Source organism: Pseudomonas sp. H1_D05 (assembly GCF_054682705.1).
Genome location: NZ_CP162825.1, coordinates 5316211 through 5330503, shown reverse-complemented (window position 1 = coordinate 5330503; position 14293 = coordinate 5316211). Strand labels below are relative to the sequence as shown.

The following is a 14293-nucleotide window of genomic DNA, read 5'->3' as shown; positions in this document are numbered from 1 at the left end:
TAGGTTCCTGGAGGTTTTTGATGCTGTCCGTACTGCCGTTAATCGATCAAGCCGTTGCCGAGCTGGCGCCGGAGTTCAGGGCCCTGAGTATCGTGGTGGAAGCTGCACCACTGGCTCATCCTGAGGTGGCCCAGGCTGCGCTGGACCGTGCTTGCAAGGCTGTGCAGGAAGGTGGGCCAAGCTGGGGAGAAGGCCATCTGGCTGCATGGGCTGAGACCTTTCGAAAGTTTGGGGCCAAGCCGCAGCGCACACCTTGTTCAGCTGAAGCGCTGCGTAAACGAGTTTTACGTGACGGCAGCTTGCCTAGCCTGGATCCCATCGTCGATCTCTACAACGCAATCAGCATTGAGTACGCCATCCCGGTTGGCGGGGAAAACATTGAAGCCTATGTGGGCTCCCCACGGCTCGTAGTCGCTGATGGCACTGAGGCTTTTGACACGATGAAAGAGGGGGCTGCTGCCTTCGAGTATCCGGATGCCGGCGAGGTTGTCTGGCGCGATGACAAAGGCGTGACCTGCCGTCGCTGGAATTGGCGGCAAGGTGTCAGGACCCGTCTCGGTGCTGACGCGAGGAGCATGTGGTTCATTCTGGAGAGTCTGCCGGCGATGCCGCTTGAAGCCCTGACGGAAGCGGGGGACAAACTCATCGAAGGGTTGCAGCAAATGATGCCAGGCGTCCAGATCGAAAGCTCACTGATTGGTCCTGGGGCCAAATAGTCCATAGACCACTGCAAGGAGTGATGACGATGTTTACCGGTCTTAGTGCATTTCCTCTGACCCCTATGGATGAGCAGGGTGTGGACGAAAATGCTTTTACTTGTCTTGTGCAGCAATTGGTGGCAGCTAAAGTAGATTCCATCGGGGCTCTAGGATCCACCGGAAGCTATGCGTATCTTTCTCGAGCCGAACGTTCTCGAGTTGCTCAGTTGGCAGTAGAGGCCGCGGAGGACGTGCCTGTGATGGTGAGCATCGGCGCGCTGCGTACACGCGACGTTTTGCTGCTGGCTGAGGATGCGCAAGCCGTGGGGGTCAAAGCCTTGCTGCTGCCACCCGTGTCATATCAAAAACTGACTCAGGACGATGTGTTCTCGATGTACGAAATGGTTTCGGCCAACGTCTCAATCCCGCTATGTGTCTATGACAATCCTGGTACCACTCATTTCGAATTTACCGATGAGTTACACAGGCGTATTGCAGAGCTACCCAATGTCAGCTCAATCAAAATCCCTGGCGTCCCCGAGGCGCCACATCTGGCCAGGGAGCGTTTGGAGCGCCTGCGGAAATTGATTCCGAGTCACGTGACTATTGGAATAAGCGGCGATGCGTTTGCCGCTGTTGGAATGAATGCCGGCTGCGATGCCTGGTATTCGGTCATGGGCGGTTTGTTCCCCAATACGGCGCTCGCCATCACACGAGCAGCATTGTCAGGTGACGCCTTTGAGGCTATGCGCCTCTCCGAATCCTTGAGGCCGCTTTGGGCATTGTTCAGCCAATTTGGCGGTAGCTTTCGCGTGATAGCCACTGCAGCGGAGCTACGCGGCATTACTCACTCTCCGAGCGTGCCTTTGCCGCTTAGAACCATCGAAGGGGAAGGACGCAAGCAAATTGCAGCGGTGATAGACGCGCTCGAATTGAGCTGAGCACTGCGGTGAACACTCTGCCTCATCATGGTTGAGGAGGCAGAAATCCAACTGCCTACAGTTTCAAAAACGTTGTGAAATGATCTTGGTGTCCCTCCAGGATTTCCCTGGGTAGGATCGTGCTAACACTTCCTCGATGCTGCAGGCCATGAGAAAGCACATGAGCAAGGATTTGTTCTTTGGTCATGTTGCCGGGTTTGCCATCGTTGAAAATAAATTCCACCGGTTCAGACAGCTCCTTTGCAGTGACTGATTTCGTGTAATCGACAAACCATTGATTTGCCGCTGTGAAAGCCTCTTCCAACTGACGAATGTCTTGCCGCTGCTCAGTGACGATGTCGTCAAATTCCTCCGGTTTTCCCTGCAGTCTGGCGATGAATAGTTGGTCCACAATATTGATGTGCCTGAGCCAATAACAGGCCTTCTCCATTTCCACAGGAAACGACTGCGAAATGGGCGCTTTCAAGCACCTGAATAACACATCCTCAGACCATGCCTTGTACTGATAAAGCGAGTGCAGCAGATTCTTGGCACACATGGTGTTCTCCCATTTCTAAGCATTGTCGGCCCTCGCACATCCCATGGGCTTGGACAAAAGGGGGGTTCGTGTAACGGGAACGGAATACCGTTAGCGAGATATAATAGTCGATATATTGACTTTTATGGTCATTGGTATGAAGCTGGATCAAAGGCGATTAACGCTACCGCATTGAATTCCGCAGAAGCCCCAGCTTGCAGGCGGCCGGCTCGGAAATGGCTTGAGGGTGTCTTGGATCATGAAATACGTCAGCACACGGACCCCTGGTAGAACGTACGAATTCAGCGAGGTGCTGATGGGGGCGTACGCGCCTGACGGTGGTTTGTACGTGCCGCACAAGGTTCCCCGCTTCAAAAAGGAGGAGCTCTCAAAGCTCGAATGGTTGCCCTTCCATGAATTGGCTCGCTACGTAATCGAGCCCTTTCTGGGGGGATGGATCGAGCAGGATCTGTTGTCTCGGATGCTTGAGGAGATTTTTGATTGTTTTAAAAGCAACGCAGTGACACCGCTGTACCAGACCGCAAGTAACGAGTGGATACTCGAATTGTTTCATGGGCCGTCAGGCGTCTACCAAGACGTTGGCCTTCAGTTGATGTCTCGCTTTATCGATCATGATTTACTCAGGTCTGGTAAGAAGGCGCTGATTATAGGTTGTACAGGTGGAGATACTGGCGCCGCAGCAATAAAAGCATTTTCGGGAATGAAGGGCGTTACGTTGTTGGTATTGCATCCTTCCATGGGGTTAACGGCGGAGGATCGCATACGCTTACTGAGTACGCACGAAGATAATGTTGTGAATGTTGCGGTCGACGGAGACTATTCTGATTGTCATCGTTTGTGTGAGCAGTTCCTGAAACAAAGTAATAATGCACGGCAGCATCTTATTTCGTTCAACTCAGTGCATTGGGTTCGCGTACTTGCGCACCTCTCCTTCTATTTCTATTCTGCTCTTCAGCTCGGTGCGCCTAAAAGAGAGATTGCTTTCAGTGTCCCGACTGGAAATTTTGGCGCCCTGTACGCTGGTTATATTGCCAAGCAAATGGGACTGCCGATTCGACAGCTTATCGTTGCCATGAATACTAACGCCGGACTGCATAACTTTCTCCAATCAAATCTGTACAGTCGAAATGAAATTCGTGCTACCAAAATTCCCACGATGAATGTTTCATTAGCCTCTAATTTTGAGCGCCTACAGTGGAGCATTTTAAATCGATGCGGAGAAAAAGTAGCTCGTAATATGCAGTTGCTAGAAGGCGAGGGAACTATTCAGTTAGCGCAGGATGAATGGTTGGAGGCACGCAAACTGTTTGACTCACTGGCTGTGGACGATGCAGACGCATTCAGTTGTATTCATGAGGTCTTTGCAGAGAGTGGATATCTGGTCAGTCCCAATACCGCCATCGGCTTGCGCGCTGCACGTGTAAGCAGACGCAGCTTGATGATCCCCATGATTTGCCTGGCAACCACACATCCGTCGAAAGTTGGCACTGCAACCCAAAAGTCAGAGATTGTTGGCCACCTAAATACAATTGGTGTTCCTGTAGTTGCTGAACAAGACTGTACTTCAATTCCCAACGACGTCAGGTCGCTGATCTCACTGGTCAGGGCATTATCAAAAGACACGGAGTCTCACTCGTTATAAGTCCGGAGCCAGAGATGAAACGTGTTTTAGATAAAGTTGATGAAAAGATTTTGGAGGAGCTAACTCGCAATGCACGGTTGGCCCACAACGATATTGCCCTAAAAGTCAATTTGTCCAGGAACGCAGTCAGGCTGCGGATTGAGCGATTGGAGCGCGATGGGTATGTCCGAGGCTACACAATTATTAAAGGTATGCCTTCAGCTGATGCAGGACCCATTAATGCATTAATCTTCGTTTATCGTAAGGATCGTATGCGAGATTCAGAAGTTGTTCGTTCCGTTGGTGCAATGCCTGAAGTTATTTCCTGCAATGTGATGAGTGGCGACCTCGATATTGTACTGACGGTTCAGGCGATGAATGCAGATCGTATCCACAGGGTATGGAGTGAGATCTCGACGCTGCCGGGAGTCCTGAATACCGTAACGTCTTTTGTTCTGTCGAGCACAAAATAGCAAGTTGCGCTGTTGTACGAGCATTTTGCTCGCAACAACGTTCTGTTTGCCATATTCGTAAAGTTAAGTTGGCGGCTTACTATCTCAGCACCACAACATAACAATGAGAACCCTGTCGTGACTGAATACAAAATTGCGTTGCTTGGATTTGGTGGCGTTAACCGCGCGCTGACCCAGCTTATTGCCGATAAGAATTCGCGTTGGGCCGATGAATTAGGTTTTACCTTGAAGATTGTCGGTGTCAGTGACCTTTACCTCGGTTCGATCATTAACAAAGACGGCCTGGACGCTCGTGAATTGGCAGCAGTGCCTGCTGCTAAAGGCAGTTTCAGGACCCTGGCCGGCGGGACTGCTGAGCCGGCAAACGAAACCGTTATCCGCTTCTCTGGCGCCGATATTGTCGCTGAGGCAACGTTCACCAATCCTGTGGATGGTGAACCGGCTACGACCTTCTGCCGCTGGGCTCTGGAAAAGGGCGTCAGTGTCGTGACCACCAACAAAGGGCCCGTGGCGCTGCATGCACAAAGCTTGAAGACGCTGGCCGATAGCACCGGCGCCTGCTTTGAATTTGAAGGTTCTGTCATGAGTGGGACCCCGGTTATCCGTTTGGCCAAGGAGTCACTGGCAGGCTCGGAAATCACCGGCTTCAAGGGGATTCTCAACGGTACTTCAAACTTTGTCCTCTCCAGCATGGAGACGGGGTTGGACTTCTCCAGTGCTGTCGCAAAAGCGCAGGAACTGGGGTATGCCGAAGCTGACCCAACAGCGGATGTAGAAGGGCACGATGTGCGCTTGAAGGTTGTCATCCTCGCCAATGAACTGCTAGGCGCAAAACTCAAACCAAGCGACGTCCTGTGCAAAGGGATTTCTGAAATCACGGCCAAGGATATTGCCGAGGCGACGAAAGCAAATGCCCGCTGGAAGCTGATTGGCAGCGCAGAGAAACGGAGCGATGGTTCGATTTCAGCATCAGTGAGTCCGAAGCTCTTGCCGGCGAGCGACGCGCTCTCAGCCGTGAGCGGAGCCACCAACGCAATTACCTTCAACACGGCCATTCTCGGTCCCGTCACTGTAGTGGGTGCGGGGGCAGGTCGTTTTGAAACCGCATTTGCCTTGCTCGCCGACATCGTAAGCATCCACAACCACAAAACCACGTCAGGTAAGTAATCATGAATAGCTTGAGTCTCTCGCTCGCTGCTGATTATAAGGCCATTACGGTGCTCAGCCCGTTTGACGGCAGCAAAGTGGGTGAAGTGGCAGACATACCCGCATCATCCGCTACCACGATAGTTGACACCGCCATTTTAGGTGCCTTGATTGCCAAGGATCTGCCGCGCCATGAGCGTGCGCGTATCTTGGAAAAGGCCGCAAGCTCAGTCGAGCGTGACAAGGACTCCTTTGCCAAACTGATCGTCGCGGAGTCAGGAAAAACGCTGAAGCAGGCGCGAAAGGAGGTGTTGCGATGCGTCAATACCTTGAAGTTGTCTGCCGAAGAAGCCAAGCGCAATGCCGGTGAAGTCATTCCTTTTGACGCCTATGTCGGGTCTGAATCCCGTCAGGGCTGGTTCACCCGTGAACCGTTGGGCGTCATCGTTGCCATCACCCCTTACAACGACCCGCTTAACCTGGTCGCGCATAAATTGGGGCCTGCCATTGCAGGAGGAAATGCAGTTGTTCTAAAGCCGTCTGAGCTCACACCGCTATCAGCGATCAAGCTGGTGGAGTGCTTGATCGACGCGGGTCTGCCTCCGGTTGTTGCCACCGTCGCAACAGGCGGCGCCGCCCTGGGCAAGGCTCTTGTGGCCCACCGTGCGGTGCGCATGGTGTCTTTCACTGGCGGCTTTGTCACGGGTGAGCAGATCGCTCGTACAGCTGGCCTCAAGAAGCTAGCGATGGACCTTGGCGGTAATGCGCCGGTCATCGTGATGGCTGATTGTGATTTGGATGAAACCGTTGATTCATGCGTGTCGGGGGCTTTCTGGGCGGCCGGACAAAACTGCATCGGTACCCAACGGATCCTCATCGAGGCCTCACTCTATGAAACCTTCAAAACGCGCTTTGTTGAACAGACCTCTAAGTTGATCGTCGGTAACCCTGCAGATGAGCAGACGGACGTAGGGCCGATGATTACCGAGGCGTCAGCCAAGCGTACCGAGGAAGTGGTCAATGACGCCATTGCCAAAGGCGCCACGTTGTTGTTTGGCAACACATGTAACGGCTCGCTCTATTCACCTACCGTGCTGGAAGGCGTCGACCGCCAATGCAAGTTGTGGTGCGAAGAAGTGTTCAGCCCGGTGGTCATCCTCCAGAGCGTCGCCTCCCTGGATGAAGCGTTAGCGCTGGCTAACGAGCCTGAATACAGCCTGCATGCTGGGATCTTCACCAGCAATCTAAAGGTTGCAATGACCGCCGCTAAACGACTGGAGGCGGGCGGGGTGATGATCAACGACTCTTCCGACTACCGCTTTGATGCAATGCCTTTCGGCGGTTTCAAGTACGGGAGCATGGGCCGCGAGGGCGTACGTTTTGCTTACGAAGATATGACGCAGCCCAAGGTCATTTGCATCAACGGTGTGAGTGGAAGCTAAACAATTCGCTCAACTCAAGAATGAATTACACAACAATAACGAGGAATCGACATGCGCCCCGATAAGCACAACCTTTCGACATTATCTGCAGCGACACTTGCTGTTCATGGCGGCAATGTCGCGGATGTCACCAGTGGCGCCGTCCGTACGCCATTGGTTATGGCGAACTCCTATCTCTTGCCGGAAGACCCCGCGACCATGGACTGGTCGAGCCCGGACGGGCTCGTGTACACACGCAATCAAGGCCACAACCAGGTTTGCCTTGAGAAAAAACTCGCAGCCCTTGAGGGTTGTGAAGACGCGGTGGTATTCGCGACCGGTGTTGCTGCCTTGCACTCGGTATTTTTTTCATTCTTGAAAAGTGGTGATCACGTCATCGTCAGTGACATCACCTACCAGGCAGTCTGGCGGCTTTTCGCCGAACTACTGCCTGAACGTTACGGCATTGAGGCAACCTTCGTAGACGTAGGTGACCTGGAATCGGTACGTAACGCCATTCGCCCCAATACCAAGCTGATCCACACTGAAACGATCGCCAACCCCACCACGAAAGTTGCAGACATTGCGGCATTGGCTGAGATTGCACACGCTCATGGCGCGCTGATCTCTGTGGATGCCACATTCACGCCGCCTCCATTTTTTCGTGCAAGTCAACACGGTGTCGACTTCGTCATTCACTCATTGACCAAGTACATCAATGGCCATGGTGATGCCATGGGCGGGGTAGTGATCGGCTCCAACCAGTTGATCAACAAGATCAAGAATGATGCCTTGGTTGACCTCGGCGCGACCATTTCGCCGTTCAACGCGTGGATGATCATGCGCGGCTCGGTCACGTTGCCTCTGCGCTTGAAGCAATTATTGAACTCGGCCGAAAAGTTGGCTCAGTTTCTGGATAGCGATGATCGGATTGCCTACGTCTACTACCCCGGTTTGCCCTCCCACCCGCAGCATGAGTTGGCGCGCCGGCAATTTGCGGGCAAGGGCTATGGTGCTGTGATGGCGTTTGCCGTAGAGGGTGATCCTGATACCCAGAATCGCTTTGTCTCGAACCTGCGCATCATCACGTCGGCCGTTTCATTAGGGCATGACGAATCACTGATCGTGCACGTAGGTGCAGAGGGTCGAGGTGGCTTTGACAAGTACCCCGAAGAGTTCCGCCAGTACGGTCATTTGCGGTTTTCTGTAGGGCTGGAAGACCCAGAAGACTTGATCAAGGATATTGCGTTCGCGCTGGACGCAACATTCAAGTGATTTGAATACGGGCGCTATGTAATCAGGCTTTGGTCAACCCGTCTTTACCCCCGTCCTCGCGGGGGTCTTTTTAATAACGTTGACGTGTTAATTGCGCCTGGCGCAAACAGTCTTGGTGTTTTTTATTGATTGGGAGTTGCTCATGGCTTGGGTGAGTTTGATAGTTGCGGGGATATTTGAAGTTGTGTGGGCTTTTTCGATGAAGCAATCTGAAGGGTTTACGCGATTAGTGCCCACGGTCATTACATTTGTAACCGTGATTGCCAGTTTTGCGCTGTTGTCCTTCTCGATGAAGAGCTTGCCGCTGGGTACGGCATACACCATCTGGACGGGGATCGGCGCTGTGGGAGCTTTTGCTGCAGGTATTTTCTTCATGGGTGAACCCGCCACGCTGTTGCGTATCGTGGCCGCCGTATTGATTGTCAGTGGACTGTTAATGATGAAATTGGTGTCTGCTTGAAAGGCGAGCATTTTGCTCGTGATAACGTTCAATTTGCCATATTCGTAAAGTCGCCGTACTCAGGTAACGTTCAAGTCCAGACGCAGGTCTCGCTAAATAATAACGAGCGTCATGGTTAATGCTGTCGGATGTTTACTGCCCTTAATCCAACTACAATATCTAGGGATGTAATTATGATTTCGCTAAAGAAGCTATGTTTAGTAATGGGCTTGGCGTTGTGCACAAGTGCAGTGTCTGCCAAAGAATACTCCACCTTGCGTTTCGGCGTAGATGCCAATTACGCGCCGTTTGAGTCCAAGGCCGCCGATGGCAGCCTCAAGGGATTTGATATTGACTTGGGCAACGCGATTTGCGCCAAGCTTTCAGTCAAATGCATCTGGGTGGAAAGCGATTTTGATGGCCTGATTCCAGGCCTCAGGGCCGGCAAGTTCGACGGTATCCTGTCATCCATGACCGTGACGGCCACTCGTGAAAAAGCCATTGATTTTTCAAGCGAGCTTTTCTCCGGATTCACGTCCTATGTGTTCAAGAAGGGGTCGGACCTGAGCACGGATGTGGCATCACTCAAAGGCAAAACGGTTGGCTATTTTCAAGGCAGTATCCAGGAAGCTTACGCCAAGGCCGTGCTGGACAAAGCCGGGATAAAAATCCAGTCCTATCAGAACCAGGATCAGGTGTATTACGACCTGGTAGCGGGGCGGCTGGATGCATCCCTTCAGGATGCGCTTCAAGCCCAACTGGGTTTTATCAACTCCCCCCAGGGCGCTGACTACGAAATGAGCCCGTCGGTCGAGAGCCCTTATCTTCCCTCCAAAACAGCCATCGGCATCGCCAAGGGCAATACAGAGCTCAAGGCCTTGCTGGATAAAGCGATCCAGGCTCTTCACGACGATGGCACCTATGATTCGATCCAGAAGCAGCATTTTGGCGATCTGAATCTTTACAGCGGCAAATAACCACCCGGCGCTCGTCCGCTGGATGGGCGTTTTCGCTATAGGTTGTTGATCATGTTTGAACCATTATTAGGCGCATTGGGGCTCTCTGCATTCAGCTTGCAAGGCTTCGGCCCGCTGCTGCTCGAAGGCACCTGGATGACCGTCAAGCTGTCCCTGTGCTCTCTTTTGCTTAGCGTATTGCTCGGGTTGATGGGCGCCAGCGCTAAACTGTCCAGTCTCAAGCTGCTGCGTATGCCCGCGCAGCTCTACACCACACTGATTCGTGGGGTGCCGGATCTGGTGCTGATGCTGTTGATTTTCTACAGTCTGCAAACCTGGCTGACGGTCATCACAGTGGCATTGGGCTGGCAGTACATCGAAATCAATCCCTTCGTCGCAGGAATCATCACCCTTGGTTTTATCTACGGCGCCTATTTCACCGAAACTTTCCGCGGCGCCATGCTGGCCGTACCCCGTGGACAGGTCGAAGCCGCTACTGCCTATGGGTTAAGTCGCGCCCAGCGTTTTCGCTTTGTGGTATTCCCGCAAATGATGCGGTTTGCCCTCCCGGGGCTGGGTAATAACTGGATGGTAATTCTTAAAGCCACCGCATTGGTGTCGATCATCGGCCTGGCTGATTTGGTAAAGGCTGCCCAGGACGCAGGAAAAAGTACCTATCAATTGTTCTTTTTCCTGGTACTGGCTGCACTGACCTATCTGATCATCACCAGCATCTCCAACTTCGTCCTGCGCTGTCTGGAAAAACACTACGCCGCGGGTTTACGGGAGGCAGTGCGATGATCGAACTACTGCAGGAGTACTGGAGGTCATTCGTCTACAGCGATGGCCAGCAAATCACTGGTCTGGCCATGACACTATGGTTGCTCAGCGCATCGCTTTTCATCGGCTTTATCGTATCTATTCCATTGTCCATCGCACGCGTGTCCCCCAGGTTTTACGTGCGCTGGCCAGTGCAGTTTTATACCTACCTGTTCAGGGGGACACCGCTCTACATCCAACTGCTGATCTGCTACACCGGAATCTACAGCCTCGCCGCAATACGCGCTCAGCCTGTGTTGGACGCATTCTTTCGCGATGCAATGAACTGCACCATTCTTGCCTTCGCTCTGAACACGTGCGCTTACACCACCGAGATATTTGCCGGGGCCATTCGCAACATCGCTCATGGCGAAGTCGAGGCGGCAAAAGCGTATGGCCTCTCGGGATGGAAACTCTATGCGTTTGTGATCATGCCGTCAGCCTTGCGTCGCTCGCTGCCGTATTACAGCAACGAAGTGATCTTGATGCTGCACTCAACCACGGTGGCATTCACCGCCACGGTGCCGGACATTCTCAAAGTTGCCCGTGACGCGAACTCAGCGACCTTTTTAACCTTTCAATCGTTTGGGATTGCGGCACTGATTTACCTGGCGGTCACCTTTGCGTTGGTCGGAGTGTTCCGAATTGCCGAACGTCATTGGCTGGCCTTTTTAGGGCCGACTCACTGAGCCCTGTATCTGACAGGGCCGCTCCCAACCCGCTTAGAGGATGATTGCGAACATGTACAAATTGACGGTTGACGGACTACACAAGAGTTACGGTACCCATGAAGTACTCAAGGGTGTTTCCCTGCAGGCCAAAACGGGCGATGTCATTAGCCTGATCGGCGCGAGCGGTTCGGGAAAGAGTACGTTCCTGCGCTGTATCAATTTTCTCGAAACACCCAACGACGGTGCCATGAGTTTGGATGGCAAACCAATTTGCATGGTTAAAAATCATGCTGGATTACGTGTGGCGGATGACCGCGAGCTGCAACGACTGCGTACCCGCTTGGCCATGGTCTTCCAGCATTTCAACCTGTGGGGACACATGACCGTGTTGGAAAACATCACCATTGCCCCGCGTCGGGTGCTAGGCATCAGCAAAAAAGACGCAGAAGACCGTGCGCGGCGATACTTGGATAAAGTCGGCTTGCCTGCCCGTGTTGCCGATCAGTTCCCTGCATTTCTTTCCGGTGGTCAACAGCAGCGGGTAGCGATCGCCCGCGCCCTCGCCATGGAGCCCGAAGTCATGCTGTTCGACGAACCCACCTCGGCGCTTGACCCTGAGGTGGTGGGCGAGGTGCTCAAAGTCATCCAGGGGCTTGCTGAAGAGGGGCGCACCATGATCATGGTGACCCATGAAATGGGGTTTGCACGCAAAGTGTCGAACCAACTGCTGTTCCTTCATCAAGGACTGGTTGAAGAGCAGGGCGGACCTGAAATTCTGGATAACCCCAGAAGCGAGCGCCTGCAGCAGTTTCTGTCCAACGGGCTTAAGTGAAATGCTTTGGCTATGACCAGCGGAACAAAGAACCACGCGGCCCATGAGGGTTTGGGACGCATCGACGCGGCCATCGTCGACGTATTGCGCCGCAATGGGCGCATCACCTATAAAAAACTCGCCTCACTGGTGCACTTGAGCGAGAGCCCTTGTCAGCAACGCGTTCGCAAGCTGGAGAGGCTGGGCGTCATCCGCGGTTACGGGGCATTTATTGACGAGCGCAAGCTATTACCCGGTTTATCACTGGTGGTTCTAGTGACACTGGATGAGGGCAGGAGATGCAGCACGCAAAAGGTATTTGAGGCGCTTGTCAGTGCTTGCCCGCAAGTCATTGAGTGTCACTTGGTGAGTGGTGCGCTTGATTACTGCCTCCGAATACGCTGCCGGGATATGGAGCATTTCCGATCAATCACTGAATCATGGCTGGAGAGCACTGAACTGCACCTCGAGAAACTGGTGGCCTATCCACAGCTGGCCGTCATCAAGCCTTCATCGACGCACCTTGGTATCGAATAACAATTACAACACTTCACGCCTAGAGATAAACCATGATGATTGCGAACCTGAAGTTCAGTCATAAGGTATTGCTTGCAGCATCATTCGTTGTTGTCGCAGCGTTTTCGCTTTTTACGCTTTACAACGACTCGATTCAGCGCAAAACCATTCGCTCGAACCTTGAAAACCACCTAGAGGAAATGAGCAAGATCACGGCTGCAAGCGTTCAGTTCTGGCTCTCTGGGCGGGTACTTCTAATAGATCATGTTGCCCAGGAGGTTGCCAATGATCCCGCGTCGCAAAACATCACGCGGCTGCTGGAGCAGAGGTCGTTGCTATCGACGTTTACCTTCACTTATCTAGGCAGTCGTAACGGTAGTTTCGTCATCCGGCCAAAGGACGATCTACCTGCTGATTACGATCCTCGCACCCGGCCTTGGTATACCGACGCAATGGCTGCAGGAGGGACAACGCTGACTGAGCCTTACCTCGATGTGACGACAGGGCAACTGATGATGACCATTGCAACGCCGGTCAGTCAGGACGGCCAGCCGCTTGGAGTGGTAGGCGGGGATCTTACACTGGAGACGCTGGCGACCATTGTCAGCTCGCTCGACCTAGGTGGAATTGGCTATGCCTTTCTGGTCAACGCAGATGGCAGGGTGTTGGTTCATCCAGAAAAAGAACGGGTGATGAAGCAATTGAGCGATATTTACCCCCTGAACACGCCATCACTTAGCTCCCATATCAGCGAGACGGAGCAGGACGGAAAACCTCAAATTTTGATGTTCTCGCCGATCAAGGGACTGCCTTCGGTGAACTGGTATATCGGTTTGTCCATCGACAAAAGCAAAGCTTATGCGGCACTTGATGACTTTCGCACTTCCGCCATTTTGTCGATGGTTATTGCCGTTGCGACCACGCTGCTTTTGCTGGGCTTGCTTATTCGCGTACTGATGCGGCCCCTGAGGTTGATAGGTACAACCATGCGGGATATCGCCCAGGGAGAGGGCGACCTTACCCGCCGCTTGAGTGCGCATTCGAAAGATGAGTTCGGAGAACTGGCCGCAGACTTCAACCTTTTCGTGGAACGTATTCAGCACTCAATACGTGAAGTGTCTTCTGCTACCGAGCATGTCAATGAAGTGGCCAGGCGTGTAACGCAGACCTCTAGTGCGTCAATGTCGAACTCGGACGACCAGGCCAATCGCACCAACAGTATTGCGGCCGCGATTAACGAACTCGGCGCGGCGGCCCAGGAAATCGCGCGTAACGCAGGTGACGCTTCCCTTCAGGCGTCGGATGCCCGGTGCCAGGCTGAAGATGGCCGCGAGGTGGTGACCCAAACGATAAATGCCATGGGCGCGCTCTCTGGGAAAATCCGCACGTCATGCAGCAACATAGAGGCGCTGAATGGTAAGACCGAAAATATCGGTCGAATTCTTGAAGTCATCAAGGGCATTTCCGAACAGACCAACCTGCTGGCACTCAATGCCGCGATCGAGGCCGCGCGGGCGGGTGAAGCCGGGCGTGGGTTTGCTGTTGTAGCTGACGAAGTTCGCAGCCTGGCTTACCGCACGCAGACGTCAGCCCAAGAGATCCATACAATGATTGCAGAGCTTCAGATGGGCGCACGTGAGGCGGTACTCACCATGAACGAAAGCGAGCGCTACAGTAAGGACGGCGTGATTATCGCCAACCAGGCCGGTGAGCGGCTGGGCAGCGTCAGTCAGCGCATCGGCGAGATTGACGGAATCAACCAGTCGGTGGCGACAGCAACTGAAGAGCAAACTTCGGTCATCGGTTCACTGAACATCGACATCACCGAGATCAAAAACCTCAACCAGGAAGGGGTGGAAAACCTGCAGGCCACACTGCTTGCTTGTGACGATCTTGAACGACAAGCCACACGACTCAAGCAGCTGGTGGATGGCTTTCGAACTTAGGCCATCCCTACAAGAGCAGGCA

At 53.2% G+C, this 14293-nt stretch carries 15 protein-coding genes and 1 pseudogene; 15 read left to right on the top strand and 1 reads right to left on the bottom strand.

Annotated features, from left to right (window positions below):
• The first annotated feature begins 20 nt into the window (after nucleotides 1-20).
• Nucleotides 21-716: a B3/B4 domain-containing protein gene (locus AB4O11_RS24030; protein WP_027616435.1), complete on the top strand. Its 696-nt coding sequence runs from the start codon at nucleotides 21-23 to the stop codon at nucleotides 714-716.
• 29 nt (nucleotides 717-745) lie between these two features.
• A complete protein-coding gene (locus AB4O11_RS24025) occupies nucleotides 746-1639 on the top strand; it encodes a dihydrodipicolinate synthase family protein (RefSeq protein ID WP_460128906.1) in 894 nt (297 codons plus the stop codon).
• Between the two features lie 55 nt (nucleotides 1640-1694).
• Here AB4O11_RS24025 and AB4O11_RS24020 read toward each other — a convergent pair whose 3' ends face one another.
• The gene (locus tag AB4O11_RS24020) at nucleotides 1695-2177 is read right to left on the bottom strand and encodes a DinB family protein (protein WP_460128904.1); all 483 of its coding nucleotides are present in this window, start codon (nucleotides 2175-2177) and stop codon (nucleotides 1695-1697) included.
• A 238-nt stretch (nucleotides 2178-2415) separates the two neighbouring features.
• Between AB4O11_RS24020 and thrC the strand changes: the two genes are divergently transcribed.
• The 13 genes and pseudogenes from thrC (at nucleotide 2416) to AB4O11_RS23955 (ending at nucleotide 14271) form a co-directional block, all read left to right on the top strand.
• Complete coding sequence (gene thrC / locus AB4O11_RS24015; protein WP_460128901.1) at nucleotides 2416-3819, top strand: threonine synthase; 1404 nt, start codon at nucleotides 2416-2418, stop codon at nucleotides 3817-3819.
• 14 nt (nucleotides 3820-3833) lie between these two features.
• Nucleotides 3834-4271: an Lrp/AsnC family transcriptional regulator gene (locus AB4O11_RS24010; protein WP_027606629.1), complete on the top strand. Its 438-nt coding sequence runs from the start codon at nucleotides 3834-3836 to the stop codon at nucleotides 4269-4271.
• Between the two features lie 117 nt (nucleotides 4272-4388).
• Nucleotides 4389-5438, top strand: a complete 1050-nt coding sequence (locus AB4O11_RS24005) for a homoserine dehydrogenase (protein ID WP_122675015.1) — start codon at nucleotides 4389-4391, stop codon at nucleotides 5436-5438.
• Nucleotides 5439-5440: 2 nt separating this feature from the next.
• The gene (locus tag AB4O11_RS24000) at nucleotides 5441-6859 is read left to right on the top strand and encodes an aldehyde dehydrogenase family protein (RefSeq protein WP_122675014.1); all 1419 of its coding nucleotides are present in this window, start codon (nucleotides 5441-5443) and stop codon (nucleotides 6857-6859) included.
• Between the two features lie 51 nt (nucleotides 6860-6910).
• Nucleotides 6911-8113, top strand: a complete 1203-nt coding sequence (locus AB4O11_RS23995) for a trans-sulfuration enzyme family protein (protein WP_139645610.1) — start codon at nucleotides 6911-6913, stop codon at nucleotides 8111-8113.
• Between the two features lie 142 nt (nucleotides 8114-8255).
• Nucleotides 8256-8573, top strand: a complete 318-nt coding sequence (locus AB4O11_RS23990) for a DMT family transporter (RefSeq protein WP_122675166.1) — start codon at nucleotides 8256-8258, stop codon at nucleotides 8571-8573.
• A 173-nt stretch (nucleotides 8574-8746) separates the two neighbouring features.
• A complete protein-coding gene (locus tag AB4O11_RS23985; RefSeq protein ID WP_027616443.1) occupies nucleotides 8747-9529 on the top strand; it encodes a transporter substrate-binding domain-containing protein in 783 nt (260 codons plus the stop codon).
• A 51-nt stretch (nucleotides 9530-9580) separates the two neighbouring features.
• Entirely contained in the window at nucleotides 9581-10309 is a 729-nt protein-coding gene (locus AB4O11_RS23980; RefSeq protein ID WP_027616444.1) for an ABC transporter permease, read from the top strand.
• Nucleotides 10306-11016: an ABC transporter permease gene (locus AB4O11_RS23975; RefSeq protein ID WP_027616445.1), complete on the top strand. Its 711-nt coding sequence runs from the start codon at nucleotides 10306-10308 to the stop codon at nucleotides 11014-11016. Before AB4O11_RS23980 ends, AB4O11_RS23975 begins: the two co-directional genes overlap by 4 nt.
• A gap of 52 nt (nucleotides 11017-11068) precedes the next feature.
• Nucleotides 11069-11830, top strand: coding sequence for an ABC transporter ATP-binding protein (locus AB4O11_RS23970; protein ID WP_027616446.1), 762 nt, complete (start codon nucleotides 11069-11071; stop codon nucleotides 11828-11830).
• Nucleotides 11831-11842: 12 nt separating this feature from the next.
• A complete protein-coding gene (locus AB4O11_RS23965; RefSeq protein WP_051550466.1) occupies nucleotides 11843-12346 on the top strand; it encodes an Lrp/AsnC family transcriptional regulator in 504 nt (167 codons plus the stop codon).
• Nucleotides 12347-12378: 32 nt separating this feature from the next.
• Nucleotides 12379-13365 (top strand): annotated as a pseudogene (locus tag AB4O11_RS23960) (cache domain-containing protein); the annotation flags it as partial.
• Nucleotides 13366-13506: 141 nt separating this feature from the next.
• Nucleotides 13507-14271: a methyl-accepting chemotaxis protein gene (locus AB4O11_RS23955; RefSeq protein WP_373682479.1), complete on the top strand. Its 765-nt coding sequence runs from the start codon at nucleotides 13507-13509 to the stop codon at nucleotides 14269-14271.
• Nucleotides 14272-14293 lie beyond the last annotated feature (22 nt).